The organism is Roseateles sp., assembly GCF_047654785.1.
Classification (GTDB): domain Bacteria; phylum Pseudomonadota; class Gammaproteobacteria; order Burkholderiales; family Burkholderiaceae_C; genus Pelomonas.
Genome location: NZ_JASGKQ010000002.1, coordinates 39,601 through 62,812 on the forward strand (window position 1 = coordinate 39,601; position 23,212 = coordinate 62,812).

Genomic DNA, 23,212 nt, shown 5'->3' on the forward strand with positions numbered 1-23,212 from the left:
CGGGGGACGGCGACATCTGCCGGTTCGACCGGCAGCCGTCGCCCGACGGGCCGGCTTGGGGCGGCCCGGCGCTCGGCCCGATGACATGCACGACGGCCGCGTCGCGTTGATGGACATCCGACATGCTCGAACTCTTTACCGTCGCCCTTGCCTCGCTGCTCGCGGGTTTCATCGATGCGGTGGCGGGGGGCGGCGGCCTGGTGCTGGTGCCGGCGCTGTTCAGCACCTTCCCCGGCGCCGCGCCGGCCACGCTGCTGGGCACGAACAAGGGCGCGTCGGTCTGGGGCACGGGCTGGGCCACGCTGCAGTACGTCCGGCGCGTGGACCTGCCGTGGCGGCGGCTGATGCCGGCGGCGGTGCTGGCCGGCGCCGGCAGCTTCACCGGCGCCTGGGCGCTGACGCTGATGCACGCCGACGGCCTGCGCAAGGCGCTGCCGCTGGTGCTGCTGGCCGTGTTCCTCTACACGCTGGCGAAGAAGGACCTCGGCCGCGAGCACCGGCCGCGCTTCGCCGGCCGCGCCGAGGCGCTGGTGGCCGGCGCCATCGCGCTGGCCGTGGGCTTCTACGACGGCTTCTTCGGCCCGGGCACCGGCAGCTTCTTCGTGTTCCTGTTCGTGCGGCTGCTGGGCTACGACTTCCTGCACGCGTCGGCCACGGCCAAGCTGATGAACCTGCTGACCAACCTGGCCGCCATCGCGCTGTTCGTCGGCAAGGGGCATGTATGGTGGCAGGTCGCGGCGGTGATGGCGGTGACCAACGTGGCCGGCAGCCTGCTGGGCACGCGGCTGGCGCTGCGGCACGGGGCCAGCTTCGTGCGCTGCGTGTTCATCGTCGTCGTCGGGGCGCTCATCCTGAAGACCGCCTGGGACGCCTTCCTGCGCTGAACTACGATCCGGCCCTCCCCCCACCGGCCCCGAGACACCATGCCCGTCGATCCTGAACTGCGCAATCTGGACATCGAGATCCCGACCCAGCCCGAGGTGCTGGTCAAGCTCTCGCTGCTGATGGCCGCCGAGGACATCGACCTGCAGGCGATGTCGGCGCTGGTGGAGACCGACATGGCGCTGGCCGCCGCGGTGATGAAGGCGGTGAACTCCTCGCTGTACGGCCTGCGCGGCCGGGTGCAGACGGTGCACCAGGCGCTGACCTACCTGGGCATGCGCGAGGTGGCGGCCATCACGTTCGAGATGGGGCTGCGGGCCGCCTTCCCGGGCGCGGCGGAGCTGGAGTCGGTGTGGCGGCGCGCGTCGCAGCGCGGCCTGCTGATGGGCCGCATGGGCCAGATGCTGGGCGTGGACCCCTGGGCCGCGCACTCGGCGGGGCTGTTCGAGGAATGCGGCAAGGCGGTGCTGTACCGCCACGCGCCGGCCCACTACCCGGCCATGCTGCGCGCCGCGCCGCGCGACGTGGAGCTGGTGGAGCTGGAGCGCACCGCCTTCGGCGTCAGCCACGACGCGCTGGGCGCGGCGCTGTGCGAGAGCTGGGGCCTGGCGCCGGCCGCCGTGGCCAGCGTGCGCCACCACGTCGAGGTGCAGGCCACGCTGACCATGCCCGAGAACCTGGCGCGCCCCAGCGTCGCGGCGATCTCCACGGTGGCCTGGGCGCTGCTGAACCAGCCCGAGCAGCTGGACGAAGTGGCCCGCCGGATCGCGCCGCAGGCGCAGCTGGACGAGACGCTGGTGCTGCGCGCGGCGCGGCGGGTCAGCGAGCAGCTGACCGCCGCCCAGGAACACGGCCGCTGAGGGACGGCCCACCCCCTACCGGCTTCGCCGGCCGCTGAAGGGGTCGCGGCCTGCGGCGCGACGGGCCCCCACTTCAGAACCTGTTTTCAAGCTGCCAGGCTGAGGCGGTCGCGGCCGGCGTGCTTGGCGATGTAGAGCGCCTCGTCGGCCGCCTGCAGCAGCGCCTGCGCGCTCAGGTAGGGGTGGGCCGGGCTGGCCGCGGCCAGGCCCACGCTCAGGGTCAGGCCGCCGCCGCCGTCGGGCAGGCGCAGCGCGCGCAGGTCGTCGCGCAGGGCCTCCAGCAGGCCTTGCGCCTCGGCCATGCCGGCGCCCGGCAGCAGCACGACGAACTCCTCGCCGCCCAGGCGGGCGACCACGTCGGTGTCGCGCCGGATGCGTTCATGGAGCAGCGCCGCCACGCGCTGCAGCGCCGCGTCGCCCGCGCTGGCGCCGTGCGTGGCGTTGAACTGCCGGAACTGGTCCAGGTCCAGCACGGCCACGGCCAGCAGGCCGCGCTGGCGCTGGGCGCGCTTGAACTCGCGGCGCAAGGCCTCGTCGAAGGCGCGCTGGTTGGCGAGGCCGGTCAGCGCGTCGGTGCGGGCCAGGCCGGCGAGCTGGCGCTGCTGCTCGGCCAGCGCGGCATGGGCCTGCTCCAGCAGCAGGCGCTGGCGGGCCAGTTCGTCGCGGTGCCCGCGGGCCGCCTGCTCCTGCTGCCACAGCGCGCCGCGCATGCGCCGCAGCGCATGGCCGATGCGGCCCAGCTCGGCCGGGGCGGCGGCACCGGCGTCGTCCAGCGGCGCGGGGGCGGCATCGAGCGCCTCGCACGCCGCCGCCAGCCGGCGCAGCGGGCGCAGCAGCCAGGCCTCGACGAGCAGCAGCTGCGCTGCCGTCAGCAGCAGCACCAGCCAGGCCAGCGGCGCCAGGCCCTCGGCGGGGCCGGCGAAGCCGCCCAGGCTCCACTCGCACAGCGCGGCGACGGCGGCGTTCAGCGCCAGCAGCCCGAGCGCCAGCCGCAGCCGCAGCGACCCCGGCCGGCGCGGCGGCGGGGCGCGGTCCAGGGGGTCGGCGAGGGAGTCGGTGTTCATCGGGCGGGCCGGGCGGCGGCACCGATTGTCCCGGCCCGGCCGGGCCTGTGCAGTGTGGGAACCTCGGGGGTCAGGCCGGGTCGTCGCCCAGCGACACGGTGCGGTTGCGCCCGCTGCGCTTGGCCTCGTAGAGCGCGCGGTCGGCGGCGGACAGCAGGTCGGCGAAGCTGCCCGCATTGGCCGGCAGCATGGCCAGCCCGGCGGACAGCGTGGCGCCGATGGTGCCGCCCTCGGGCGTGACGAAGGGCGCCTCCTGCACCGTCAGCCGGATGCGCTCGGCCACCTCGCGGGCGCCGGCCTCGCCGGTGCGCGGCAGCAGCACGACGAATTCCTCGCCGCCGTAGCGCGCGGCCAGGTCGCCCGCGCGCAGCGAGCGCTGGATGAGGCCGCCCACCTGGCGCAGCACCTCGTCGCCCGCCGGGTGGCCGTGGCCGTCGTTGATGGCCTTGAAGTGGTCGATGTCCAGGAACAGGCAGGCCAGCGGGTAGCGGTGGCGCACGGCCTGGCTGAACTCGATGAGGCTGCGGTGGTCGAAGTAGCGGCGGTTGTGGACGCCGGTCAGGCCGTCGGTCATGCCGGCGCGACGCAGGCGCTCGCGATTGAGCATGCTCTCGATGGCGATGGCGGCGATGGCCGCCAGGCGGTCCAGGAACTTGGTGCCGGACTGCGCGTCGTAGCGCTCGGGGTCGCGCGCGCCCAGGTGCAGGCTGCCGATGAGCAGGCCCTGGCGGATCAGCGGCAGCAGCGCGGCGGAGCGCACCGGCGTGCCGGGCTCGAAGGCCTGGGCCAGCAGCGCGCCGCCGTCCGGGCCGATAAGGCGCGTGGCGCGCACCGCGCCGAACAGCGCCACCAGCGGCGCGTGGCTGCCCAGCAGGCGCGGCGCGCGGGCCATGGGCAGCGCGGGCAGCGCGCGGCGCAGCTCCTCCTCCGGGTCCAGCAGCCACAGCTCGGCGGCGTCCAGGCCGAAGTCGTCGCGGCAGTCCACCAGCAGCAGCGTGACCAGCTCCTCCATCGAGCCGACGGCGACCAGGCGGCGCTCCAGCGCGTCGAAGCGGTCCAGCTTGCGCTCGTTGTCGTGCGCGGCCTCCAGCAACGAGCGCAACTGGCGGCGCAGCGCCTGGACTTGGGCGGAGAGGTTGGCGGCGGTCATGGCGGCACGATTGTGGCGGGCGGGCGCGCGAAGCGGCGCGGCTGGCCCGTCACCGGGTCCGTGAACGCGAGCTCGCGGGCGACCAGCTGCAGCGGCGCGTCCAGCCGCGGCGGGTTCTCGTGCGGCTGCAGCACCGGGTAGATGCGGTCGCCGACGAGGGGCAGGCCCAGCGCGTTCATCTGCGCGCGCAGCTGGTGGCGCGCGCCGGTGCGCGGGCGCAGCTCGTAGCGCGCCAGGCCGCCGGCCAGCGGCTCGGCCAGGTCGATCCAGGTCTCGGCGTTGGGCTCGCCGGCCACCACCTGCATCTGCATGAAGCCCTCGCCGGCCGGCTCCGCCAGCCGGTGCCGCACGACGCGCGGCCAGGGGCCGGCGCCCGCGGGCGCGACGGCGTCGTAGACCTTCTCGACGCTGCGCTCGCGGAACAGCCGGTGGTAGGCGTCGCGCTCGGCCGGGCACACGCTGAAGGCGACCAGCCCGGCCGTCTCGCGGTCCAGCCGGTGGATGGGGATCAGGCCGGCGAGGCCGGTGGCGTGGCGCAGCCGGGCCATCAGCGTCTGCCGCGCGTACAGGCCGCTGGGCGTGACGGGCAGGAAGTGCGGCTTGTCGGCCACCAGCAGGTGCTCGTCCTGGAACACGATGCGCACCTCGCCCGGCAGCTCGGGCTCCACGGCCAGCCAGCGCCAGTAGTAGACGCGGCGGCCGGCGCGGTAGGGCGCGTCGGGCACGGGGCGGCCGTCGTCGCCCACCACGTCGCCGCGGGCCAGGCGCTCGGGCCAGTCGTCCACGCGCGGCAGGCGCTCGCGCAAAAAGGCCACCAGCGTGGGCCAGGGGCCGGCCGGGCAGAACACCGCGCTGGCGGCCACGCCGTCGCGCAGCGGCAGGGCGGGTTTGGGCGGGCGGGCCACGGCGTTGCTCGGTCCGCGTTACTCGATGCGCGGCCCGCCGCGGGCGCGCTCGTCCATGTAGGCGTTCAGCCGCCTCAGGTCCTGCGGGTCGGTGCGCTCGCCGCGCCACTCGCGCACCCAGGCCTCGCGGCTGCCCTCGCGGGCGAGCGCGCGCACGGCCGCGTCGATGGCCTCGATCTGCCGCCGGCCCTCGGGCGTGCGGCTGCAGGACACGGTGGCCAGCAGCGTGCTCAGGCCCTCGGCCACCGGCAGCGCGACCAGGGCGCCGGGGTCGCCGACGCGGGCGAGGTAGTCGCCGACCACCGCCGGGTACTCCAGCGTGTAGTCCATGCGGCCGGCGCGCAGCATGCCCAGCAGCTGGGTGCTGAGCTGCGCGCCCACGGCCAGGCGCGGCACGGCGTGGCGGCTGAGCAGCCGGTCGATCTGCGCGCCGTAGGCGCGGTCGCGCGCCAGCAGCGGGCGCAGCTCGGGGCGCCGCAGCAGGTCGGCCAGCAGGAGGCGGCCCTCCGCCGGGCGCTCCCCGGCCAGCCGCGGCAGCAGGTCGCGGTGGACGATGACGTGGATCTCGCGCGAGGCCATCGGCGGATAGAGGTGTGAGAAATAGGCCCAGCGCAGGCGCTCGGGCGTGCGCACGTGCAGCGTGGAGCACATCGTCTGGCCGGCGCGGCTGTCGGCCTCGTAGCGGGCCGTGCTGGCCTCGACGAACTCGTGCCGGTAGCCGGCGATGCGCGGCAGCAGCACGCGCATGAAGCCGTCCACCTCGCCATGCCCCAGCTCGGCGACGCTGCGCGGCGCGCGGCCGTGGACGAAGCCGAAGTGCGGCGGCACGTTCTGCGCGACCCAGCGGATGGCGTCCCCGGCCGGCAGCGGCGGCGCGGCAGGCGCCGCCGTGGCCGACAGCAGGGCCGCCAGGACCAGTCCCGCGCGCATGTCAGCCGCGCCCGCGTCCGGCGCGGCGGACGCGGTGCGGGCGGGGCCGGGCGGGCGCCCCCACCTTCAGTCGCCCTCCACCCACTCCATGCGCGCGCCCAGCCCGCCGATGTTCTCGACGAAGTTGGGGTGGGCGCGGCGGATGGGCGTGGCGTTGCGGATCAGGCTGCGGCCCGGGATGCTGGCCGCCACCATCAGCAGCGCGATGGCCACGCGGATGATGTAGGGGCTCTCCACCTCGGCCGGCGACAGCGGCTTGCCGCCGAAGGTGATCATGCGGTGCGGGTCGCTCAGGAAGGCGTGCGCGCCGAACTTGGCGAGCTCGCTGGTCCAGCCCATCGCGCCGTCGTAGACCTTGTTCCAGAACATCACGCTGCCCTCGGCCTTCACGCCCAGCGCGACGAAGATGGGCAGCAGGTCCACCGGCACATAGGGCCAGGGCGCGGCCTCGACCTTCTGCAGGATGTTGCGCGTGAAGGGCTCCTTCACCTTCAGCGGGCCGGCGGTCTGCACGCTGCTCCAGCCGTCCTCGTGGCGGACCTGCACGCCGAACTTGGCGAAGGTGCGGTCCAGCAGCGGGAACATCTCCGGCGCGCCGTTCTTGACCTGCACATGGCCGCCGGTGATGGCGCCCAGCGCGAGGAAGGTGACGATCTCGTGGAAGTCCTCGGTGAAGGTGTAGTCGGCGCCGCCGAGCTCCTGCACGCCGGTGATCTTCAGCTTGGACGTGCCGTGGCCCTCGATGCGCGCGCCCAGCAGCGACATGAAGTTGCAGAACTCCTGCACATGCGGCTCGCTGGCCGCGTTGGTCAGCGTGGAGACGCCATCGGCCAGCGCCGCGCACAGCACGAAGTTCTCGGTGGTGGTGACGGAGGCGTAGTCCGTCCAGTGGTCGTTGGCGGCGAGCGGCCGGTGCACGCGCAGGATCAGCCCGTCGGACAGGCGCTCCACCTGCGCGCCGAAGCGCTCGAACACCTCCACGTGCGGGTCGATCTCGCGCGCGCCCAGCGTGCAGCCCTTGACGTCGTCCTCGATGCGCGCCGCGCCGAAGCGCGCCATCAGGCCGGGCACCAGCATGATGGAAGAGCGCATCTCCTCGGGCAGCCGGTCGACGTTGGGGTCGAACCTCGTGTCCTGGTGGTGCACGTCCAGGATGCCGGTCCTGAAGTCGAGCGCCACCTTGGAGCCCAGCTTGCGGAAGACCTCGACGATCTTCTTCACGTCGGTGATCTCGGGCACGCCGCGCAGGCGCACCGGCTGGCGGGTCAGCAGCGTGGCGCACAGGATGGGAAGGACGGCGTTCTTGTTGGCCGAGGGGACGATGCGGCCCGAGAGGGGCGCGCCGCCGTGGACGATCAGATGGGACATGGCAGGTGCAGGAGGGCGAAGCCGCGATTCTCGGCGCTTTGCGACTACCCGCGCCGGGCGCGGCCCGGCGCCGCCGCCCCCCCACCCGGGCGGCTCAACCCGGGCGGCTCGACCGGGCGCTCACCTGGGCGGGCCGCCGCCGGCTGGCAGGGGTATCCACCCGGCCCGCGATGTGAATAGTACCCACCCAACCCGCGCGGCCGGCGCTATCCCGCGCGCGTCGCCCATCTCCGGCGGCCCCCCGGCCGGGCAGGAGTTGCCCGGGGATGACGGCCCCGCCGTGCCCCCCGAACAATGGCGGCATTCGCCCCGACCACCCCGCCGATGACCGCCACCCCCGCGCTCCCGCTGTTCCGCCCCGAGGCCCTGCAGGCCCGCGAGGCGCAATGGCTGGGCGGCATCCGCATCGGCCGGCCGCTGGGCTTCACGCTCGTCACCGGCGCCGCGCTGGCGATGGCCGCGGCGCTGGTCGCCTTCGCCTGCTGGGGCGACGTCACCCGCAAGGCCACGGTGCATGGCGTGCTGCTGCCGGCCGGCGGGCTCATCCACGTCAGCAGCCCGCAGGCCGGCGTCATCGCCGAGCTGCTGGTGCAGGAGGGCGACCCGGTGCTCGCCGGCCAGCCGCTGCTGCGCCTGAAGAGCGAGCGCATCACGGCGGCGGGCGACGCAGCACTGCTGACCGCCCAGGCCCTGGCCGCCCGCCGCGCCAGCCTGCAGGCCGAGCGCCGCCTGACCGAGCAGAGCCTGCGCCAGCGCCAGGACGCGCTCGCCCAGCGCCTGCAAAGCCTGCAGGCCGAGGCGCGCCAGGCCCTGGCCGAGCTCGACACCCACCGGCTGCGCCTGGAACTCGGGCACAAGACGCTGGAGCGCCAGCAACAACTGGCCCGCGACGGCTTCGTCGCCCCCGCCCAGGTGCAGCAGAAGCAGGAGGATTTGCTGGACCTGCAGCTGCGCGAGCGCAACGCCGAGCGCAACCTGCAGGCGCTGCAGCGCGACCTGCAAGCCGCGCAGGCCGACCGCCAAACGCTGCACACGCAGGCGCAGACGGGCCTGGCCCAGCTGGACCGCAGCCTCGCCGCGCTCGACCAGGAGGCCACCGAGGCCGATGGCCGCCATGGGTTGACGGTGGCCGCGCCGCAGGCCGGCCGGGTCAGCGCGCTGACGCTGGGCCAGGGCCAGTCCGTGCAGGCCGGGCAGACGCTGGCCAGCCTCGTCCCGACCGCGAAGGCGGCGGGCCGGGCCGACCCGGCCGAGCTGCGGGCCGAGCTGTACGCCCCCAGCCGCACGGCCGGCTTCGTGCAGCCGGGCCAGGCCGTGTGGCTGCGCTATGCGGCCTTTCCGTACCAGAAGTTCGGCATGGCCGAGGGGCGGGTGCTCGCCGTGAGCCGCAGCCCGATCGCGCCGGCCGACCTGCCGGCGGGCCAGGCGCAGGCGCTGCTGGCGGCGGCGCAGGCCAACGAGCCGATGTACCGCATCACCGTCGGCCTGCCCAGGCAGACCGTGCTGACCTATGGAAAACCCACGCCGCTGGCGGCCGGCATGAGCCTGGATGCCGATGTGCGGCAGGACAGCCGCAAGGTGTGGGAATGGCTGCTCGAACCGGCGTTGGCCGTGGCGGGTGGCAGAAGGAATCTGAACGACGAGACGAAATCCAGCCCGGGAGGATGAGTTGGATTGCGCAGATGCGGAAACGTCGACCGCTTTATCGACAGAATGGAGAATGACATGCAAGAGCTAACCTTGGAAGAAGTTGACCAAGTCAATGGGGGAGGCGTCGTTGCGGCCGTTGTAGCCGTAGCAATGACTCCGGTTTCCGGCGTCGTAGCCGTCGCTGCAGTAGCAGCAACCGTGATCGTCATTGCAGCGGCTTACGCCGCAAATAGCTAAATAGCTATTACGGGGAGGGAAATACCTCCTCGTTTTGTCTTGAACCATGCAATTCAAAATATCCAGCCCAACTGCACTTGCGGCAAAAAACCCCATCTCCAATGGGGACGCCGAGGCCCTCGACCGATTGATGAATATCAGCGGCCGCATCGGCCTCTACGGCATGCTGGTCGGCACAGCAACTTGGGGATATCTTGTTTTTCCAGACATTGGCCTCCCTCAGCTGTCCGGCCCGCCCTACATAATCACCATCACTGCATTGACAATGGTGGCGACTGTCATTGCGATCACAACCATTGGCCATGAACTGCTTCACCTGCTCGCATTACCGGCAAGAATTCTGCGAAGCGACACATATCTAGCGATATGGCCAAGAAAACCAAGGTGGTCTTCAACAGTTTTTACAAAAATAGGCGGACAAAAAACAAAGATTCAGTTCATCTGGATAAGCCTATTCCCCTTTTTGGCATTAACTGTCACACCATTCGCATGGGCTGCATTTTCATCGACAAAGCCAAATTTGCTCATCGGATTGATCGCAATATGCAACATCTATGCGTCAGCCTTTGACGTGGCTCAATCACTACTAGTCGCCCTCAAAACTCCCGCTGGCTCCGTTCTTCGATGATGGCCATCATAAGCAGAATTGTGTTGTGCTGCTTCATAATTGGAGCGACCCTATTTTTGGCGGGCCCAGTGCCCACCATAATTCTTGCCACCCCGCTCAGCGCAGCGATTCTCTCGGCACCAGTCAGAAGAATAATTGAAGAAGTCTCCCACCATCTTCGGATAAGAAAGTGGCGACTAGAAACCGGGCGGCTCTACAAGTTCGGGTCGAATTCGCTCATCATCAATTCCGAGTCCGACGGGAGCGGATGGATTCAAGCTCGCCGCGTCAGGGAAATTGGAGTCAGCCTGCCACGGGATGAATTATTGATCCAGCTCGCCGGCCCACATTCGACAAGATTGATAGACCGCGAAGTTTGGATCGAAGCCCATTGGCTTCATACCGCCCTAGTCAATTCAAATTCGCACAAGAGCCACAGATTTTCCATTTGGCTGCGAAAGAACTTTATCTTTCCTGCGGATCGCCGCATGATAACCACGAATTCCTACCCCTCGAATTCAGATATCCCCTCAAATCCATTCAACTTCAACGAACGCCAATAAAAGCAATGCAGGCTGTCATTCAAACCGAAGCCTCAGAATGCGGTCTCGCCTGTCTGGTCATGGTGCTTCGCCATCACGGCCAAGCCCTTGAGCTGATGGACCTGCGCAGGCAGTTCGGTGCCAGCCTCAAGGGACAAACGTTGAAATGCCTCATGCAGTCGGCCGGCAGCTTGGGGCTCAACTGCCGGCCGCTGAAGCTGACGCTGGAGCATCTGGGGCAACTGAAGCTCCCCTGCATCCTGCACTGGGACATGAACCATTTCGTCGTGCTGAAGCAGGTTGGCCGGCGAAGCATCACCCTGCTCGACCCCGCCGTCGGCGAGCGCCGGATGCCGCTGGCCGAGGTGTCACGCCATTTCACCGGCGTCGCGCTGGAGCTGAGCCCCAGCGCCGAATTCAAGCCCCAGGCACCCGCCCCGCGCGTGAGCCTGTCGGCGCTGACCGGCAAGGTCACCGGCCTGAAGCGCTCGCTGCTGCAAATCTTCGGCGTCGCGGCCGTGCTGGAGTTGTTCGCCATCGTCGCGCCGCTGTTGCAGCAGATGGTCGTGGACGAAGTGCTGACCTCGGGCGACCGCGACCTGCTGACCGTGCTGGCGCTGGGCTTCGGCCTGCTGCTGCTCGTGCAGACGCTGATCGGCCTGGCGCGCTCGTGGATGGTGATCGTGCTGAGCCAGTCGCTGGCCCTGCAGTGGGCCGGCAATGTCTTCGCCCATCTCGTGAAGCTGCCGGTCGCCTTCTTCGAGCTGCGCCACCTGGGCGACATCACCTCGCGCTTCGGCGCCGTGCAGGCGATCCAGAAGACGCTGACCACCGCCGTCATCGAAGCGGTGCTGGATGGGCTGATGGCGGTGGCGGCGCTGGTGATGATGCTGATTTACGCCCCGACGCTGGCGGCCGTGACCGTGGGCGCGGTCGCGCTGTATGGCCTGCTGCGCTGGGCGTCCTACGCGCCGTTTCGCAACGCGGCGGCCGAGCGGCTGGTGGTGGCGGCGCGGGAGAACACGCATTTCCTGGAGACGCTGCGGGCGATGACGCCGCTCAAGCTCTTCGGCCGCGAGCAGGAGCGCCGCGCGCGCTGGCAGAACCTGCTCGTCGAGGTGCAGAACCGCGACCTGCGCACGGCGCGGATGGGCATGGGCTTTTCCACCGCCAGCACCTTCATCTTCGGGCTGGAGAACCTGCTGGTGCTGTGGCTGGGGGCGCGGCTCATCATGGGCGGCCTGGCCGGCGGCGGCGCGAGTTCCGGCGCGGGCATGACGGTGGGCATGCTGTTCGCCTTCCTGGCCTACAAGGGCCAGTTCTCGGGGCGCGTGTCGGCGCTCATCAATTACGCGGTGGATTTGAAGATGCTGGGCCTGCATGCCGAGCGGCTGGCCGACATTTGCCTGGAACCCCCCGAGAAGGACGAGCTGCCGCACAACGACCTCGCGCACCTGCCGCCCGGCATCGAGCTGCGCGGCGTGAGCTTCCGCTACGGCGAGGGCGAGCCGTGGGTGCTGAAGGACGCGGACTTCAGCATCGCGGCCGGCGAGAGCGTGGCGGTCGTCGGCGCGTCGGGCGCGGGCAAGACGACGCTGCTGAAGATCGCGCTGGGGCTGCTGCAGCCCACCGAGGGCGAGGTGCTGTACGGCGGGCAGCCGGTGCGGCACCTGGGCATCGCCAACTTCCGGCGCCAGATCGGCACCGTGATGCAGGAGGACGTGCTGCTGACCGGCAGCCTGGCCGACAACATCGCCTTCTTCGACGTGCAGCCCGACCCCGCGCGGGTGGAGGCCTGCGCGCGCATGGCGCAGCTGCACGAGGACATCGCCCGCATGCCGATGGGCTACCAGACGCTGGTGGGCGACCTGGGCTCGGGGCTGTCGGGCGGGCAGAAGCAGCGGCTGCTGCTGGCGCGCGCGCTGTACAAGCAGCCGCGCGTGCTGGCGCTGGACGAGGCGACCAGCCACCTGGACCTGGGCAACGAGCGCGCGGTGACGGCGGCCATCGCGCACATGCGGCTCACCCGCCTCGTCATCGCCCACCGGCCCGAGACGATCGCCGGCGCGCAGCGCGTGGTGCAGATCAAGGCCGGGAAGGTCGTCGCGGTGGCCCGGGTCATGACGGGCTCGCCCGACGCGCAGGCCGTGCCTGCCTGACGACGCGCTGCCGACGCTCAAGAGGCGCGCGTCAGGGCTCCTGAGGGTCCAGCCGCCTGGCCCGCGCCAGCCGCCAGGCGTCTTCGGGCGCGGTGAAGACCTGCTCGGCCGTCGTGCCGGTCTCGCGGCCCCGGGCGTCGATGGCGATGCGCTTGTCGAACACGTAGCACTCGCCCTGCCAGTCGTCCGCGGCGCCGGGGAAGGCCTCGAAGTAGCCCAGGATGCCGCCGTCCAGCTGCGCGACGCGCAGGCCCCGGGCCTGCATCCAGGCCGCCGTCTTCTCGCAGCGGATGCCGCCGGTGCAGTACATGGCCACCGTGCGGCCCCGCCAGGCGTCGCGGTTCGCCTCGACGCAGGCCGGGAAGTCGCGGAAGTGCACGACGCCGGGGTCGATGGCGCCGCGGAAGCGGCCGAGCCTGAACTCGAAGCTGTTGCGGTTGTCGAGCACGAGGGTGTCCGGGTCGGCCAGCAGCTCGCGCCAGCGCTGCGGGCTGACGTGGGTGCCGGTGGCGCCGCCCTGCACGCCGGGGACGCCGAACGCGACGATCTCGCGCTTGACCGAGACCTTGAAGCGGCTGAACGGCCGGCGCCCGCAGTCGTTGTGCTTGAAGCGCAGGCCGGCCATGCCGGGCTGCTGCAGCAGCTCCGCCTCGAGGGCGCGCACCGCGCCGGCCTCGCCGGCGATGGCCGCGCTCAGGCCCTCGCCGGCCACGAGCACGACGCCGCCCAGCCGCAGCGCGGCGCCGCGCCCGCGCAGCCAGGCGGCGAAGCCGGGCGGATCGGCCATCGGGGTGAAGCGGTAGAAGGCGCTGTGCAGGAGCATGGCGGCGGATTGTCGGCCCGTACACTGCCGGCCCCCGAACCGATCCCCACGCGTCCAGCGCCGCAGCCGTCGGGCGGCGGGGTCCATGCCATGTCCGACCGCCTCAAAGTCCTGCCCCAGTACCTGATGCCCAAGCAGGCGATGACGCGCCTGGCCGGGCGCATCGCGTCCCGGCCGCTGGGCGGCGTGACGACGGCGGCGATCCGCCGCTTCGTCGCGCGCTACGGCGTGGACATGGCCGAGGCGGCCGAGCCGGACATCACGGCCTACAAGACCTTCAACGACTTCTTCACCCGCGCGCTCAAGGCCGGCGCGCGGCCGCTGGCGGACGCGCCGCTGGTCTGCCCGGTGGACGGCGCGATCAGCCAGGTGGGCCGCATCGAGGGCGACCAGGTCTTCCAGGCCAAGGGCCAGTCCTTCACGACGGCGGCGCTGGTCGGCGGCGACGCGCGGCTGGCCGCGCGCTTCCGGGACGGCCTGTTCGCCAACCTCTACCTGAGCCCGCGGGACTACCACCGCATCCACATGCCCGCCGCCGGCCGGCTGGTGCGCATGGTGCACGTGCCGGGCGCGCTGTTCTCGGTGAACCCGACGACGGCGCGCGGCGTGCCGGGCCTGTTCGCGCGCAACGAGCGCGTGGTGTGCGTGTTCGACGACGACGACCTCGGCCGCTGGGTGCTGGTGCTGGTGGGCGCCACCATCGTCGGCAGCATGGCCACCGTCTGGCACGGCCGCATCCGGCGCGAGGGCCCCGTGCGCGAGTGGGACTACGCGCCCGGCCAGGTCGCGCTGGCCCAGGGCGACGAGATGGGCCGCTTCCTGCTGGGCTCCACGGTGGTGATGCTGTTCGAGCGCAGCGCGCTGCGGTTCAACCCGGCCTGGCGGCCCGGCGGCGCGGTCCGCATGGGCGAAGCGATGGCCGGATGGCCGGCCGAGGCCACAATCCGGCGCTGAACTCCTGCCCAGCCTGCCTGCCCCGCCCATGTCCCACCGCGTCCTGACCGGCATCACCACCACCGGCACCCTGCACCTCGGCAACTACGTCGGCGCCATCCGCCCGGCCATCGCCGCCAGCCGCGCGCCCGGCGTGGAGAGCTTCTACTTCATGGCCGACTTCCACGCGCTGATCAAGTGCGACGAGCCGGACCGCCTCGCGCGCTCCAGCCGCGCCATCGCCGCCACCTGGCTGGCCGCCGGGCTGGACCCGGCCCGCGTGACGCTGTACCGCCAGAGCGACATCCCCGAGATCCCCGAGCTGACCTGGCTGCTGACCTGCGTGACCGCCAAGGGCCAGATGAACCGCGCCCACGCCTACAAGGCCGCGGTGGACGCGGCGGTGGCGGCCGGCGAGGAGCCGGACGCCCACGTCAGCATGGGCCTGTTCAGCTACCCGGTGCTGATGGCGGCCGACATCCTGATGTTCAACGCCCACCGCGTGCCCGTCGGCAAGGACCAGGTGCAGCACATCGAGATGACGCGCGACATCGCGCAGCGCTTCAACCACCTGTACGGCCGGGAGTTCTTCGTGCTGCCGGAGGCGCAGGTGGACGCCGAGATGGAGCTGCTGCCCGGCCTGGACGGCCGCAAGATGAGCAAGAGCTACGACAACGTGATCCCGCTCTTCGAGGGCGGCGCCGCGGCGCTGAAGGACGCGGTGGCGCGCATCGTCACCGACAGCAAGCTGCCCGGCGAGCCCAAGGTGCCGGAGGGCCAGACGCTGGTCACGCTGTACGACGCCTTCGCCACGCCGGCGCAGCGCGCCGCCTTCCGCGCGGCGCTGCGCGGCGGCCTGGGCTGGGGCGAGGCCAAGCAGCAGCTGGTGGCGTTGATCGAGGGCGAGATCGGCCCGATGCGCGCGCGCTACGACGCGCTGATGGCCCACCCGGAGCAGCTCGAGGCCATCCTGCAGGACGGCGCCCGCCGCGCCCGCGCGATCGCCACGCCCTTCCTGCAGGCGCTGCGCGCCGCCGTGGGCCTGCGCCCCTACACCGACACGGCCGCCACCGCCGCGGCCAAGGCCCAGAAGGCCGCGCTGCCGGTGTTCAAGCAGTACCGCGAGGCGGACGGCCGGTTCTATTTCAAGCTGCTGGCCGCCGACGGCACGCTGCTGCTGCAGAGCAGCGGCTTCGAGCAGGGCCGCGACGCCGGCCAGTGGGTGGCCCGGCTCAAGCGCGAGGGCCTGGCGGACGGCGCGCCGGTGCGGCGCGAGGCGGCCGACGCCGACATCGCCGCCGCGCTGGCCGCGCTGCGCGACGCGGCCTGACGCGCGCGGCCCGGCGCCCTCAAGCTCTCAGCCGGACCAGTAGCCCGCGCGCCCGTAGTGCGTGCGCAGGTGCTCCACCCACAGCCGCGTGCGCAGCGGCAGGTGGCGCGACTGCGGGAACACCGCGTAGATGCCGTTGGGCGGCGCGGCGAAGTCGTCCAGCACGCTGACCAGCCGCCCGGCCGCCAGGTCGGCCTCCACCTCCCAGGTGCTGCGCCAGGCCAGGCCCAGGCCCGCGACGCACCAGTCGTGCAGCACCTGGCCGTCGCTGCAGTCGAGCCGGCCCTGCATGCGGGTTTCCGGCCGCAGGTACTGCACGCTGCCGTCGATGCGGAACGCCCAGCCGCGCACCTGGCTGGCCTCGGAGCTGAGCGTCAGGCAGGCGTGGCGCGCCAGGTCGTCCGGGTGCCGGGGCACGCCGGCGCGCCGGAGGTAGGCCGGCGCGGCCACGCACAGCCGCCGGTTGTCGGCCAGCCGGGTGCTGACGAGGCTGGAGTCCGGCAGATCGCCCACGCGCACCGCACAGTCGTAGCCTTCGTGGACGATGTCCACGACGCGGTCGCTGAGGTTCAGCGACAGGCTCAGCTCCGCGTGCTCGGCCAGGAAGCCCGGCACCAGCGGCGCCACGTGGCGGCGACCGAAGCCGGCCGGCGCCGTGACGCGCAGGTGGCCGCTGGCCTTCAGCCCGCCGGCGCTCACCGCGGCCTCCGCGTCCGCCAGCTGCGCGACCAGGCGCTGGCAGTCCTCCAGGAAGGCCTGGCCCTCGGGCGTCAGCGTCAGCCGCCGCGTGGTGCGCAGCATCAGCTTCACGCCCAGCCGCGCCTCCAGCGCGTCCATGCGCCGGCCCATGACGGCCGGCGCCACCCCTTCCGCCTGGGCCGCCGCCGTCAGGCTGCCCTTGGCCGCGACGAGGACGAAGGACTCGATCTGCTTGAGCTTGTCCATGCCGGGATTGTGCTGTGCCGCCCGCCCAAAGTTAGGCATTCAGCGCCCGATTCGTGCATTCCAGTCACAGATGAATGGCATGCGCGGCTGCGAATCGCGCGCCCGCCCGGCGGCAAGATGGCGGCAATGCCACTCTCGTCCGTCCAGGAGACCGCCATGTCCCGCACCTCCCTCCACCGCCTGCAGGTCGATGCCGACCTGGCCCGCTTCATCGACACCGAGGTGCTGCCCGGCACCGGCGTCGCGCCCGGCGCGTTCTGGGCCGGCTTCTCGGCCATCGCGCACGAGCTGGCACCCAAGAACCGCGCGCTGCTGGCCGAGCGCGACCGCCTGCAGGCCGAGCTGGATGCCTGGCACCAGGCGCACCCCGGCCCGATCACGGACATGCCGGCCTACCAGGCCTTCCTGAAGCGCATCGGCTACCTCGTCGAGCCGCCCGCGCAGGTGCGGGCCAGCACGGCGAATGTCGATGCCGAGCTGGCGCAGCAGGCCGGCCCGCAGCTGGTGGTGCCCATCCTGAACGCCCGCTACGCGCTGAACGCCGCCAACGCGCGCTGGGGCTCGCTGTACGACGCGCTGTACGGCACCGACGCCATCCCCGAGGCCGACGGCGCGACGCGCGCGGGTGCCTACAACCCGGTGCGCGGCGCCAAGGTCATCGCCGTCGCCCGCCGGGTGCTGGACCAGGCCGCGCCGCTGGCGCAGGGCTCGCACGCGGACGCGACCGGCTACCGCGTCGAGGGCGGCCGGCTCGCCGTCACGCTGGCCTCCGGCGCGACGACCGGCCTGCAAGACCCGGCCGCCTTCGCCGGCTACCAGGGCGACGCCGCCGCGCCGAGCAGCGTGCTGCTGGTCCACCACGGCCTGCACCTGGACATCCGCATCGACCGCAGCACCGCCATCGGCAAGAGCGACCCGGCCGGCGTCGCCGACGTGGTGCTCGAAGCGGCGCTCTCCACCATCCTCGACCTGGAGGACTCGGTGGCCGCCGTGGACGCCGAGGACAAGCTGCTGGCCTACCGCAACTGGCTGGGCATCCAGCTGGGCACGCTGACCGAGGAAGTCGCCAAGGGCGGCAGCAGCTTCACGCGCCGCCTGAACCCCGACCGCGCCTACACCGCGCCGAACGGCGGCACGCTCACGCTGCACGGCCGCTCGCTGATGTTCGTGCGCAATGTCGGCCACCTGATGACCAACCCGGCCATCCTGCTGGACGACGGCAGCGAGATCCCCGAGGGCATCATGGACGCGGTCGTCACGACGACCATCGCGATGCACGACCTGAAGCGCCGCGAAGGACTGAAAAACAGCCGCACGGGCTCGGTCTACATCGTCAAGCCCAAGATGCACGGCCCGGCCGAAGTGGCCTTCGCCACCGAGCTGTTCACCCGCGTCGAGCAACTGCTGGGCTTGGCCGACAGCACGGTCAAGCTGGGCATCATGGACGAGGAGCGCCGCACCTCGGTCAACCTGAAGGCCTGCATCGCCGCCGCGGCCAGCCGCGTGGCCTTCATCAACACCGGCTTCCTGGACCGCACCGGCGACGAGATACACACCGCGATGCGCGCCGGCCCGATGCTGCGCAAGGGCGACATGAAGACGACGCCGTGGATCCAGGCCTACGAGCGCTGCAACGTGCTGACCGGCCTGGCCTGCGGCCTGCGCGGCCGCGCGCAGATCGGCAAGGGCATGTGGGCCATGCCCGACCTGATGGCCGCGATGCTGGAGCAGAAGATCGCCCACCCCAAGGCGGGCGCCAACACCGCCTGGGTGCCCTCGCCGACGGCCGCGACGCTGCATGCGCTGCACTACCACCAGGTCGACGTGGCCGCCGTGCAGCAGGCGTTGGAGCAGGTGGATCTCGATGCCGAACGCGAGGCTTTGCTGAACGCGCTACTGACCATCCCCGTCGCGCCCCGGGCCGACTGGACGCCCGAGCAGCGCCAGCAGGAGCTGGACAACAACGTGCAGGGCATCCTGGGCTACGTGGTGCGCTGGATCGACCAGGGGGTGGGCTGCTCCAAGGTGCCCGACATCAACGGCGTGGGCCTGATGGAAGACCGCGCGACGCTGCGCATCAGCAGCCAGCACATCGCCAACTGGCTGCGCCACGGCGTGGTGTCGGCCGAGCAGGTGCGCGAAACCTTCACGCGCATGGCGCAGGTGGTGGACGGGCAGAACGCGGGCGACCCGGCTTATCAGTCACTCGCCGCCAACCCGCAAGGCGCGGCCATGCAGGCGGCGCTGGACCTGGTGTTCAAGGGGGAGGCCCAGCCGAACGGGTATACGGAGCCGTTGTTGCATGGGTGGAGGTTGAGGGTGAAGGGCGACACATCGCGCACTTGACTTGTGATGCTCCAGACCATCTGTAGCAAGGCAAATCGTTACCAAAGCACAACACCATTCCTAGCCCGAGCGTGCTCTTTGGGTCCATGGGCAGGTGAGGCCTGCAACGTCCTGCAGCGGGCAGGCCATTGATTCACAAAGGATTTCTCAATCCGGCGGGCGCCTACATCATTTGCCACACACTGCAAGCCAAGGGTATCCCTTGGGCGCCTGATTCTGGCCCAACCGACACTCAACGCGTATCGCCCTCCGCTTGCTCGTGACGGTCCACTAGGCCGTTGCGGCAGGGATGGCACCTTCAAAGTCTTATCTCTTTTGGAGCGAATCTCATGGCTAAGAGGACCCGATCCCTAATCGCAGTTGCGGCTGGCATGTGCTTGGCTGGTGTCGTGATGGCCCAGAGCACCACGGGCAGCATCTATGGCAGCGTCCCCGCCGGCACCCTCATCACGATCACCAGCAGCACGGGTCTTACCCGCACGGTTACGGTGGGTCCAGAGGGGCGCTACAGCATCGGCAATCTGCCAGCGGGTGCATACAAAGTTGAAGCAAAGGGGCTGGGGTTCCGTGACATCACCGTGACCGTTGGCAGCGGCGCTGATGTTTCCTTTGGTGGCAACACCCTGGAAACCGTCATTGTCTCCGGATCCCGTCCGAAGATTGACATTTCGCAGGTAGACACACGCACCGTGTTTACCGCCGACCTTTTGTCGAAGATCGCAGTCGGCCAAAGTGTGAATTCGGTCGCGTTGCTGGCGCCAGGTGTCGTGAACAGCACCAACTACAACACGGTGAATACGAACAGCAGCAGCAACAACAACACTCCTCTTGGACGCGCCGGGCAGCGAAATATCGGCAGTTTCGGGGGGTCGGCAGCGTCTGAGAATGCGTACTACATCAACGGCTACCCAGTCACCAATCCGCTGACCAATCTGGGCGCCACCAGCCTGGGATTCGACTCAATTTCCCAGGTTCAAGTACTGACCGGAGGCTACGGTGCCGAGTACGGCCGATCGACCGGCGGCGTGATGAGCATGGTCACCAAGCACGGCACCAACGAGTGGAAAGGCGGCGCTTACGCCATCTATACCCCTAACGCGGGAAGATCCAAGCCAAAGAACCTGAAGTATGCCGACACCGGCCACTGGAGCGAAGCGAACCATTACACCGGCGAAGGCACAACCGGTACTAATCCAGTTCAGTGGACCGATAACACGCTGTACCAATACCGCGGAGCGAACAAGTCCGACGAACTTACCTACGGTGTCTACGTCGGCGGGCCCATCATCAAAGATCGCCTATTCATCTACGTCAATGCCGAGCAAGGCAAGACTGAATATGAGAACATCAACCCAACCATTGGCCGTGTGGCAACGCTGACATCCGCCACGAGCAAGGCGCAGGCTTGGCGTGAAGGTTCGACAACGCTTCCGCGCGCTACCTTGAAGCTCGACTGGAATATCACCGACAACCACATTCTGGAGTTCACGACGATTCAGGATGATGCCAAGGAGAAGTGGGCCGACTACAGCTTTGACTACACATCGCTTTCACACGGAACTGAAAAATTCCAAGGCGGTGATAATTCGATGGCGGACACGTCTCGCCTGTATATCGCAAAATATACTGGCTACATCACCGATGATCTGACTGTTTCAGCGCTGGTCGGTACACAGAAGATCAAACATAGCTTGTGGTCTAGACCCGGCTATGATCCCAGCAAGACGTACGCCGGCATCAGCTCAGCCATCGTGCCCAGCCAGTTTGGCTCCATTGCAAATTCGCAACCATACGCTACGGTTCGCGGCGCAACCGAAGATGAATCAAAGGCTGCTCGCTTCGACCTGAGCTATAAGCTGGGTTCGCACGAACTGCATGCCGGCATCGACTACCTGAAGGCAGAAACCATCTTGGCCGGCACAGTTTCCAGTGGTCCAGGCTATGAATGGTACTTCGACATAATCAAACCAACAGAAAACATCGACGGCCTGTACAACACCCCCGCCAGCGGCGGTGGATTTGGCGCGCAAGGATATTATGTTGAGAAGTATCTCCGCGCGTCGGGCGGCAAAGCCAGCACGGAGCAAAAGGCCTGGTACTTGGAGGATCGCTGGCAGGCCACCAAGGATGTTCTGCTCTCGCTGGGCCTGCGCAACGACAGCTTCACCAACTACAACACCGATGGTCAAGCTTTCGTTGAGCAGAAAAATATCTGGCAGCCTCGCTTCGGTGCCGTATGGGATCTGAAGGGAGACTCCAGCCTGAAGGTGTTCGGCAACATCGGACGCTATGCCCTCGCGTTGCCAAGCAACGTCGCCATTCGCGCCGCCAATGGCGCCTTGGCAGCAAGCCGCTACTACACCTACACCGGCATCGATGCGGATGGCACGCCCACGGGATTGAACGAAATCACGCCCGGCGCCGACGCACACGTCTGCGCGGCGGGGACGCCCGGAGCGGGCGGCGTGTCGGCGAACTCGGAATGTGGCAGCGCTTTCGATCCAAAAACCATTGCCGTTACCGACCTGAAGCCTCATTATCAGGACGAGTTCATCGTAGGCATGGAACAGATCCTTTCCAAGCAATGGAGTTGGGGGGCCAAGTTAATCTATCGAAACCTCAAGAGCTCGATGGATGATACGTGTGCTGATGGTTTGTGCCGTGTTTTCAACCCGGGTCGAGGCATGACTCTTCTTGAGCCCAATGGCGATGGCACATACACGACCGTTCACCTGACTGCGGAGCAGGTGGGCCTGCCGAAACCGAAGCGCACGTACAAGGCGCTGGATCTGTTTGCAGAATATCAGGATGGCCGCCTGTACGGGAAGATTGAATACACATGGTCTAGGATGGCAGGCAACGCAGAAGGTCAGTTGAACTCCTCGCTCGACACTGGAAGCGGCGGACAGGGCGATGTTTCCGTTACGGCTGACTGGGATCAGCCGCAGATCATGGAAGGCGCCTACGGCCTGCTGCCGAACGACCGCACGCACCAGATTAAGCTGATCGGTTCTTATAAGGTAGCCGATGAATGGACGGTGGGTGGCTCTGCCATTATCCAAAGCGGCCGCCCGCGTAGCTGCTCAAGCTGGTATCCGTACCAGTTTCCAGATCATTACCCTGGCGCCATTTATTATCACTACTGTGGCGTTCCGGGCGCTCAAACAGGGGTCAATGACCCAGCCGTGGTGCCGAATTCCGGCTATGGCCCGTCGCCACGCGGGTCTATGGGCACGACTCCCTGGACCAAGACGTTCAACGTCAGCGTGACATACGCGCCCAACTGGGCCAAGGGGCTGGTGCTGACGGCCGACGTCCTGAACGTGTTCAACACGCAGACGGCCACATCTTTCTACGAAGCGTCGGCATCGAACTCGACACGGGCTGAAGTCAATCAGATGTACGGTCGTGCGCTGTACTACACCGACCCTCGTAGCATTCGTCTTACTGCTCGCTACGACTTCTGATCCAGGCACGGCTCAAGAGCCCCTGCCGCCCGAAAGGCGGCAGGGGTATTTTTTATTTCTACAAGACAATTCGATACGAACTCATGCCGCTCCATTCTCATAGCCTTCACAAAACCAACAAAACCAACAAAATCAACACCCACCAATCAGTCTTGCATTTTAATTTAACGGAATAAACCTGCGCTCGATGTCAATATCGACCCGGGATTTATTTTCCTGATTTGCTTCAAACACCACCAATATCAGACCATCGATGGCCAGAATGCCGGCGACCTACTTGTTGCATCCCATGTGATCATGTACCCGTTCGCAGTTGGGCCCTGTTCAAAGCCAGGGACCTGGTGCAAGAGTTGATCCGAACCCTCAAGGCCGAGCCGACGGTCGCCACAGTCAGATGAGCCAAGTCCACGCCCGAGCCCGCACCACGCCGCTGATCCGAGCGGAGATTCGAGCGTCGAAGCTTGGGGGTGGTGGAACTGGCGGAGCGCTACAACATCAGCTGCGCCACGGCCGCGAAGTGGAAGAACCGCGAAGACGTGCAGGACCGCTCGCACCCGCCCGCACAAGCTCAACACCACGCTCAGCGAAGGGCAGGAGGCCATCGTGGCCGAGTTGCTCCGCCTGACGCTGATCCCGCTGGACGACCTGCTGGTGGGGTGGTACGCGAATTCATCAACCCGGCCGTCTCGCGCGCGGAGCTGGACCGCTTCAGGCGCCGAACTCGAGGCCATGCTCATGGCGTACGCCACGAGCTACAACCACCACATCCCGCAGCGCTCCCTCAAGCACCTCTCTCCCGCCCAAACCCTTCAAACCTGGCAGGTCGCCAAGCCCAAATTGTTCAAACGCGCCGTGCATAAACAGGCGGGGCTTGACACTTATAGGCTGCTGTTGCAAGCCGGGTGCAAATGGGCTGAGGTGCAGAAGCGGAAGGCGGGAGAGGGGCACTGCTCGCCAATATCGCTCAGAATACGAGGCAAGGCCGCGTTGTACGGCCTTGTTTACTGCAAACGG

At 69.0% G+C, this 23,212-nt stretch carries 16 protein-coding genes; 9 read left to right on the forward strand and 7 right to left on the reverse strand.

Features of this window, described 5'->3' with window-relative positions; translation table 11 throughout:
• Positions 1 to 122 precede the first annotated feature (122 nt).
• Positions 123 to 884, forward strand: coding sequence for a TSUP family transporter (locus tag QM788_RS04895; protein ID WP_415660362.1), 762 nt, complete (start codon positions 123 to 125; stop codon positions 882 to 884).
• 39 nt (positions 885 to 923) lie between these two features.
• Positions 924 to 1,742: an HDOD domain-containing protein gene (locus tag QM788_RS04900; protein WP_415660363.1), complete on the forward strand. Its 819-nt coding sequence runs from the start codon at positions 924 to 926 to the stop codon at positions 1,740 to 1,742.
• Between the two features lie 86 nt (positions 1,743 to 1,828).
• On the opposite strand, the gene QM788_RS04905 is transcribed toward QM788_RS04900, so the two are convergent.
• From QM788_RS04905 to QM788_RS04925, 5 genes are all read right to left on the reverse strand, one after another.
• Positions 1,829 to 2,806, reverse strand: a complete 978-nt coding sequence (locus QM788_RS04905) for a GGDEF domain-containing protein (protein ID WP_415660364.1) — start codon at positions 2,804 to 2,806, stop codon at positions 1,829 to 1,831.
• 70 nt (positions 2,807 to 2,876) lie between these two features.
• Positions 2,877 to 3,956, reverse strand: a complete 1,080-nt coding sequence (locus tag QM788_RS04910) for a DUF484 family protein (protein WP_415660365.1) — start codon at positions 3,954 to 3,956, stop codon at positions 2,877 to 2,879.
• On the reverse strand, positions 3,953 to 4,861 hold the full coding sequence (locus QM788_RS04915) for a pseudouridine synthase (RefSeq protein WP_415660366.1): 909 nt from the start codon (positions 4,859 to 4,861) through the stop codon (positions 3,953 to 3,955). Before QM788_RS04915 ends, QM788_RS04910 begins: the two co-directional genes overlap by 4 nt.
• Positions 4,862 to 4,879: 18 nt before the next feature.
• Positions 4,880 to 5,791: a hypothetical protein gene (locus tag QM788_RS04920; protein ID WP_415660367.1), complete on the reverse strand. Its 912-nt coding sequence runs from the start codon at positions 5,789 to 5,791 to the stop codon at positions 4,880 to 4,882.
• Positions 5,792 to 5,857: 66 nt separating this feature from the next.
• Positions 5,858 to 7,159 (reverse strand): UDP-N-acetylglucosamine 1-carboxyvinyltransferase, encoded by a 1,302-nt coding sequence (locus tag QM788_RS04925; protein ID WP_415660368.1) that lies wholly within the window; start codon positions 7,157 to 7,159, stop codon positions 5,858 to 5,860.
• 324 nt (positions 7,160 to 7,483) lie between these two features.
• Between QM788_RS04925 and QM788_RS04930 the strand changes: the two genes are divergently transcribed.
• The 3 genes from QM788_RS04930 to QM788_RS04940 all read left to right on the forward strand — a co-directional run bounded on the left by QM788_RS04930 (position 7,484) and on the right by QM788_RS04940 (position 12,354).
• The gene (locus tag QM788_RS04930; protein WP_415660369.1) at positions 7,484 to 8,827 is read left to right on the forward strand and encodes an HlyD family secretion protein; all 1,344 of its coding nucleotides are present in this window, start codon (positions 7,484 to 7,486) and stop codon (positions 8,825 to 8,827) included.
• 265 nt (positions 8,828 to 9,092) lie between these two features.
• Positions 9,093 to 9,674, forward strand: a complete 582-nt coding sequence (locus tag QM788_RS04935; protein ID WP_415660370.1) for a metalloprotease family protein — start codon at positions 9,093 to 9,095, stop codon at positions 9,672 to 9,674.
• A gap of 547 nt (positions 9,675 to 10,221) precedes the next feature.
• Positions 10,222 to 12,354: a peptidase domain-containing ABC transporter gene (locus tag QM788_RS04940; protein WP_415660371.1), complete on the forward strand. Its 2,133-nt coding sequence runs from the start codon at positions 10,222 to 10,224 to the stop codon at positions 12,352 to 12,354.
• Positions 12,355 to 12,385: 31 nt separating this feature from the next.
• On the opposite strand, the gene QM788_RS04945 is transcribed toward QM788_RS04940, so the two are convergent.
• The gene (locus QM788_RS04945) at positions 12,386 to 13,177 is read right to left on the reverse strand and encodes a rhodanese-like domain-containing protein (RefSeq protein WP_415660372.1); all 792 of its coding nucleotides are present in this window, start codon (positions 13,175 to 13,177) and stop codon (positions 12,386 to 12,388) included.
• Positions 13,178 to 13,267: 90 nt separating this feature from the next.
• Between QM788_RS04945 and asd the strand changes: the two genes are divergently transcribed.
• Complete coding sequence (gene asd, locus QM788_RS04950) at positions 13,268 to 14,131, forward strand: archaetidylserine decarboxylase (protein WP_415660373.1); 864 nt, start codon at positions 13,268 to 13,270, stop codon at positions 14,129 to 14,131.
• Positions 14,132 to 14,159: 28 nt separating this feature from the next.
• The gene (locus tag QM788_RS04955; RefSeq protein WP_415660374.1) at positions 14,160 to 15,440 is read left to right on the forward strand and encodes a tryptophan--tRNA ligase; all 1,281 of its coding nucleotides are present in this window, start codon (positions 14,160 to 14,162) and stop codon (positions 15,438 to 15,440) included.
• A 27-nt stretch (positions 15,441 to 15,467) separates the two neighbouring features.
• On the opposite strand, the gene QM788_RS04960 is transcribed toward QM788_RS04955, so the two are convergent.
• Positions 15,468 to 16,385 (reverse strand): LysR family transcriptional regulator, encoded by a 918-nt coding sequence (locus QM788_RS04960; protein WP_415660375.1) that lies wholly within the window; start codon positions 16,383 to 16,385, stop codon positions 15,468 to 15,470.
• Positions 16,386 to 16,541: 156 nt separating this feature from the next.
• Here QM788_RS04960 and QM788_RS04965 point away from each other — a divergent pair, with 156 nt between their 5' ends.
• Positions 16,542 to 18,731, forward strand: a complete 2,190-nt coding sequence (locus QM788_RS04965) for a malate synthase G (RefSeq protein WP_415660376.1) — start codon at positions 16,542 to 16,544, stop codon at positions 18,729 to 18,731.
• A 392-nt stretch (positions 18,732 to 19,123) separates the two neighbouring features.
• A complete protein-coding gene (locus QM788_RS04970) occupies positions 19,124 to 22,198 on the forward strand; it encodes a TonB-dependent receptor (protein WP_415660377.1) in 3,075 nt (1,024 codons plus the stop codon).
• The last annotated feature ends 1,014 nt before the right edge of the window (positions 22,199 to 23,212 follow it).

Bases quoted from the DNA above. Each gene is read 5' to 3' on its own strand.
- QM788_RS04895 (WP_415660362.1), top strand. From the start codon at position 123: ATGCTCGAACTCTTTACCGTCGCCCTTGCCTCGCTGCTCGCGGGTTTC.
- QM788_RS04900 (WP_415660363.1), top strand. From the start codon at position 924: ATGCCCGTCGATCCTGAACTGCGCAATCTGGACATCGAGATCCCGACC.
- QM788_RS04905 (WP_415660364.1), bottom strand. From the start codon at position 2,806: ATGAACACCGACTCCCTCGCCGACCCCCTGGACCGCGCCCCGCCGCCG.
- QM788_RS04910 (WP_415660365.1), bottom strand. From the start codon at position 3,956: ATGACCGCCGCCAACCTCTCCGCCCAAGTCCAGGCGCTGCGCCGCCAG.
- QM788_RS04920 (WP_415660367.1), bottom strand. From the start codon at position 5,791: ATGCGCGCGGGACTGGTCCTGGCGGCCCTGCTGTCGGCCACGGCGGCG.
- QM788_RS04925 (WP_415660368.1), bottom strand. From the start codon at position 7,159: ATGTCCCATCTGATCGTCCACGGCGGCGCGCCCCTCTCGGGCCGCATC.
- QM788_RS04930 (WP_415660369.1), top strand. From the start codon at position 7,484: ATGACCGCCACCCCCGCGCTCCCGCTGTTCCGCCCCGAGGCCCTGCAG.
- QM788_RS04935 (WP_415660370.1), top strand. From the start codon at position 9,093: ATGCAATTCAAAATATCCAGCCCAACTGCACTTGCGGCAAAAAACCCC.
- QM788_RS04940 (WP_415660371.1), top strand. From the start codon at position 10,222: ATGCAGGCTGTCATTCAAACCGAAGCCTCAGAATGCGGTCTCGCCTGT.
- QM788_RS04945 (WP_415660372.1), bottom strand. From the start codon at position 13,177: ATGCTCCTGCACAGCGCCTTCTACCGCTTCACCCCGATGGCCGATCCG.
- asd (WP_415660373.1), top strand. From the start codon at position 13,268: ATGTCCGACCGCCTCAAAGTCCTGCCCCAGTACCTGATGCCCAAGCAG.
- QM788_RS04955 (WP_415660374.1), top strand. From the start codon at position 14,160: ATGTCCCACCGCGTCCTGACCGGCATCACCACCACCGGCACCCTGCAC.
- QM788_RS04960 (WP_415660375.1), bottom strand. From the start codon at position 16,385: ATGGACAAGCTCAAGCAGATCGAGTCCTTCGTCCTCGTCGCGGCCAAG.
- QM788_RS04965 (WP_415660376.1), top strand. From the start codon at position 16,542: ATGTCCCGCACCTCCCTCCACCGCCTGCAGGTCGATGCCGACCTGGCC.
- QM788_RS04970 (WP_415660377.1), top strand. From the start codon at position 19,124: ATGGCCCAGAGCACCACGGGCAGCATCTATGGCAGCGTCCCCGCCGGC.